The sequence below is a fragment of the Roseicyclus sp. genome (genome assembly GCF_052168335.1).
GTDB lineage: Bacteria > Pseudomonadota > Alphaproteobacteria > Rhodobacterales > Rhodobacteraceae > Roseibacterium.
Genome location: NZ_JBQLZP010000214.1, coordinates 1 through 3,342 on the forward strand (window position 1 = coordinate 1; position 3,342 = coordinate 3,342).

Below are 3,342 nucleotides of genomic sequence, written 5' to 3' on the forward strand. Positions count from 1 at the left end.
GGGGCCGACGCCTGCGCCGGCCGCCGGCGCGTCCCGCAGGCCGCCGGAGCCGCGCGATGCTCCCGAGACCCGTCCGGACCGCGCCGCGGGCCTCCCGAGCGCGAGAAGCCCCCTTGCCCAGCCGGACCGGAGCGCAGCATCCTGCGCATGCCCCTCCGATCCGGCGACAGGCCCATGACCCCCACCGACGCCCTCGCCACGCTCCGCGCCCGGGCCGACCCGGCCCGCGCCGCCGAGATGGCCGCCTATCACAAGCAGACGCGCGAGGTTCTGGGCCTCTCCAACGCCCTGACCGGCGCGTTGGCCGAGACCTGGCGCAAATCCCTCGACCAGCCCGGGCTCGTCGCGTTGGCGCAAGGCCTCTGGGCCAGCGACGTCTTCGAGGCGCGGATCGCGGCGGGAAAGCTGTTCCTCCAGGCGCGCATCCGCCCCGACGATGCCCCGGCCTGGGACTGCCTCGCGGGCTTCGTGCCGGATTTCGACGGCTGGGCCATCGCCGACGCCGTGGCGCAGTCGGGGGCCAAACGCGTCGCCGCCCGGCCCGGGCGGCTCGACGAGATCGAGGCCTGGGTGGTGTCGGACCACATGTGGACGCGGCGCGCGGCGCTCGTCTTCACCCTGCCCTTCACGAAATCGCGCCACCCCGGGCCCGCCGAGGAGGCCGCCCGCGACCGCGTCCTCGGCTGGTGCGCGGCCTTGGCGGCGGACCGCGACTGGTTCATCCAGAAGGCGGTCGCCTGGTGGGTGCGCGACCTCTCGCGCAAGGACCCGGCCCGCGCCCGGAGCTTCCTCGCGGAGCATGGCGACCGGCTGAAACCCTGGGCGCGGCGCGAGGCGGCACGGCACCTCGGGACCGAGCCGCCCCCGCAACCCTAGAACCACCCGGCGCCCATTCGCCGGACCGGCGTGTCTCCTCGCCCCGGTTCGGACACGGGAGGCCCGCGAGGCGGGCGGCACCCCGCGCGCCGGTCGCCGGAGGGGCGTGCGGCGGAACCGCGCGCCCGGTGTCCCGAACCTGTCCCGGCGGGGGATCGCCCGCTGCCGATGCCGGGGCGGAGGCCCCCGGAGACCCGCCCGTCCCTGGCTCCGGGCGCGACATGCACGCTGCGCGCCCGGACCAGGCGGGGCGCGCGCCCCCGGGCCTCTCCGCAGCGCCGTCACCCCGTCCCTCTTGGCGCAGGAGTCGAGGGGCGACCAACCCCGCCCGGACGTGCCGGTCGCGGAACGGCAAGCCGCCGCACCTCTCGCGTGGAGGGTTTGGCGCCGACCTCTGCCCGGGCACGCCCCTCCCGCCCTTCATCTTTCCGCAAATACGCAAGGGGGAGCGCGAGGGGGCGACGCCCCCTCGCATCGGTCGCCGCGCAGCGCGCGGCGAAACCCCTCAGACAGCAGGCACGCCGCCTGCCAGGATTGTCAGGAACCACTCCCGGTCGATGTTGCCGCCGCAGAGGATCACCGCGACCTTCCGGCCCGCCATGCGCTCCCGCTCCTGCATGAGCGCCGCAAGCGGCGCCGCCCCCGCGCCCTCGGCGAGGTTGTGGGTGTCGGCGTAGCAGGCGCGGATGGCCTCGGCCACCTCGGCGTCCGAGACCGTGAGGATGCGCGCCGCGCCCGTCCCGTAGATGGCGAGCGCCTCGGGCACCGGCACGCGCACCGCCATGCCGTCGGCGAAGGTGCGGGCGCTGTCGGTCGCGACGGGGCGGCCCGCCTCGGCCGAGAGCTTCGCGGTCGGCGCGCCCTCGGAGACGACGCCGATCACCTCGGCCCCGGCCCCCAGCGCGTCGCGGGCGAGGATCGTCCCGCAGATCCCAGAGCCGCAGCCGATCGGCACGTAGACCGCCTCGAGGTCCGGGTGAGCGGAGAAGAGCTCGTAGCCGTAGGTCGCCACGCCGCGCACGAGTTCCTCGTGGAAGGGCGGCACGATGAAGAGCCCCTCCTCCGCCGCGACGCGGTAGGCCTCCTCCCGCGCGGTGTCGAAGTCCTCGCCGAACTCGACGAGTTCCGCCCCGAAGGCGCGCATCGCCGCGTTCTTCTCCGTGGAGTTGCCGCGCGGCACGTAGACCTTCGCGGTCAGCCCGGCCCTCGTCGCCGCCCAGGCCTGGCCCTGCCCGTGGTTGCCGCGCGTCGCGGTGCAGATGCCGCGCACCTCCGGGTGCGTGCGCGTCAGCCAGTCGATGAAGGTCAGCGCGCCCCGCACCTTGAAGGAGCCGGTGGGCGTGTGGTTCTCGTGCTTCACGATCACGCGCGCGCCCGTTCGTTCCGCGAGCAGCGGCCATTCGTGCTGCGGCGTCGGCGGCATCGAGGCCGTGACGAGGGCGTGGGCGGCGGCGAGGTCGTCCTTGGTGAACTGCATCGGGCGCGGGTCTCCTTCCGGCGCGAGCCTCGCGCGCGGTCCTCCGGGTTGCAAGCCCGCTCCTTCGGGTATCCCGCCAGCCGGTCCGGTCCGGCGGGCGTGCCGCCTGCAAGCCCGGTCGGGCGGGCGTTCCGCCTGCAAGCCCGGTCGGGCGGGGGTTCCGCCTGCAAGCCCGGTCGGGCGGGGGTTCCGCTTGCAAGCCCGGTCGGGCGGGCTATGCCGTGGACCGGCAGCAGCGAAGGAGGCAGGCATGGACGTTCTCATCACCGGCGCGAACCGGGGCATCGGCGCGGGGCTGGTCGCGGGCTATCGGGCGCGGGGCGCGGCGGTGATCGCGGCGGCGCGCTCGGGCGGCGACGTGGCGCTCGACGTGACGGACGCGGCCTGCGTGGCGGCGATGGCGCGGGCGCTGGCGGGCCGGGCGATCGGGCTTCTCGTCTGCAACGCCGGCGTCTACGTCGACAAGGGCGAGCGGCTGGAGGACGGGTTCGCGCCCGCGCTCTGGGCCGAGACCTTCGCGGTCAACGTCACCGGCGTCTTCCTGACCGTGCAGGCGCTCCTGCCGAACCTGAGCCTGGCCGAAGCGCCGAAGATCGCCATCGTCTCGAGCCAGATGGGCTCGAACATGCGGGCGAACGGCGGGAGCTACGCCTACCGCGCCTCGAAGGCGGCGGCGACGAACCTCGGGCGGAACCTGGCGAAGGACCTCGCGCCGCGCGGCATCGCGGTGGGCATCTACCATCCGGGCTGGGTCCGGACCGACATGGGCGGCGCGGGCGCCGACATCGCGCTCGAGGAGAGCGTCGCGGGGCTGATGGCGCGCTTCGACGCGCTCGACATGGCCCGGACGGGGGAGTTCCTCGCCTGGGACGGGCGGGAATTCCCGTTCTGAGGCCTCGTTCGGACGGCGGACCGCGCTCCCGAAGGGCGTATTTGAAGAAAGATGAAGATGCCGGCGCGGAGCGATCCGTCGCGCGGCGGTCGGGGCG

Annotated in this window: 3 protein-coding genes; 2 read left to right on the forward strand and 1 reads right to left on the reverse strand. The window is 75.1% G+C overall.

Going from position 1 to position 3,342, the window contains the following annotated elements; translation table 11 throughout:
* Positions 1-174: 174 nt before the first annotated feature.
* The gene (locus tag ACTS11_RS06675) at positions 175-876 is read left to right on the forward strand and encodes a DNA alkylation repair protein (RefSeq protein ID WP_442639552.1); all 702 of its coding nucleotides are present in this window, start codon (positions 175-177) and stop codon (positions 874-876) included.
* Positions 877-1,381: 505 nt separating this feature from the next.
* Here ACTS11_RS06675 and ACTS11_RS06680 read toward each other — a convergent pair.
* Positions 1,382-2,353, reverse strand: coding sequence for a threonine dehydratase (locus ACTS11_RS06680; protein ID WP_442639553.1), 972 nt, complete (start codon positions 2,351-2,353; stop codon positions 1,382-1,384).
* Positions 2,354-2,603: 250 nt separating this feature from the next.
* Here ACTS11_RS06680 and ACTS11_RS06685 point away from each other — a divergent pair, with 250 nt between their 5' ends.
* Positions 2,604-3,245 carry an SDR family NAD(P)-dependent oxidoreductase gene (locus tag ACTS11_RS06685; protein ID WP_442639554.1) on the forward strand — a complete coding sequence of 214 codons (642 nt, stop codon included), beginning with the start codon at positions 2,604-2,606 and terminating at the stop codon, positions 3,243-3,245.
* Positions 3,246-3,342 lie beyond the last annotated feature (97 nt).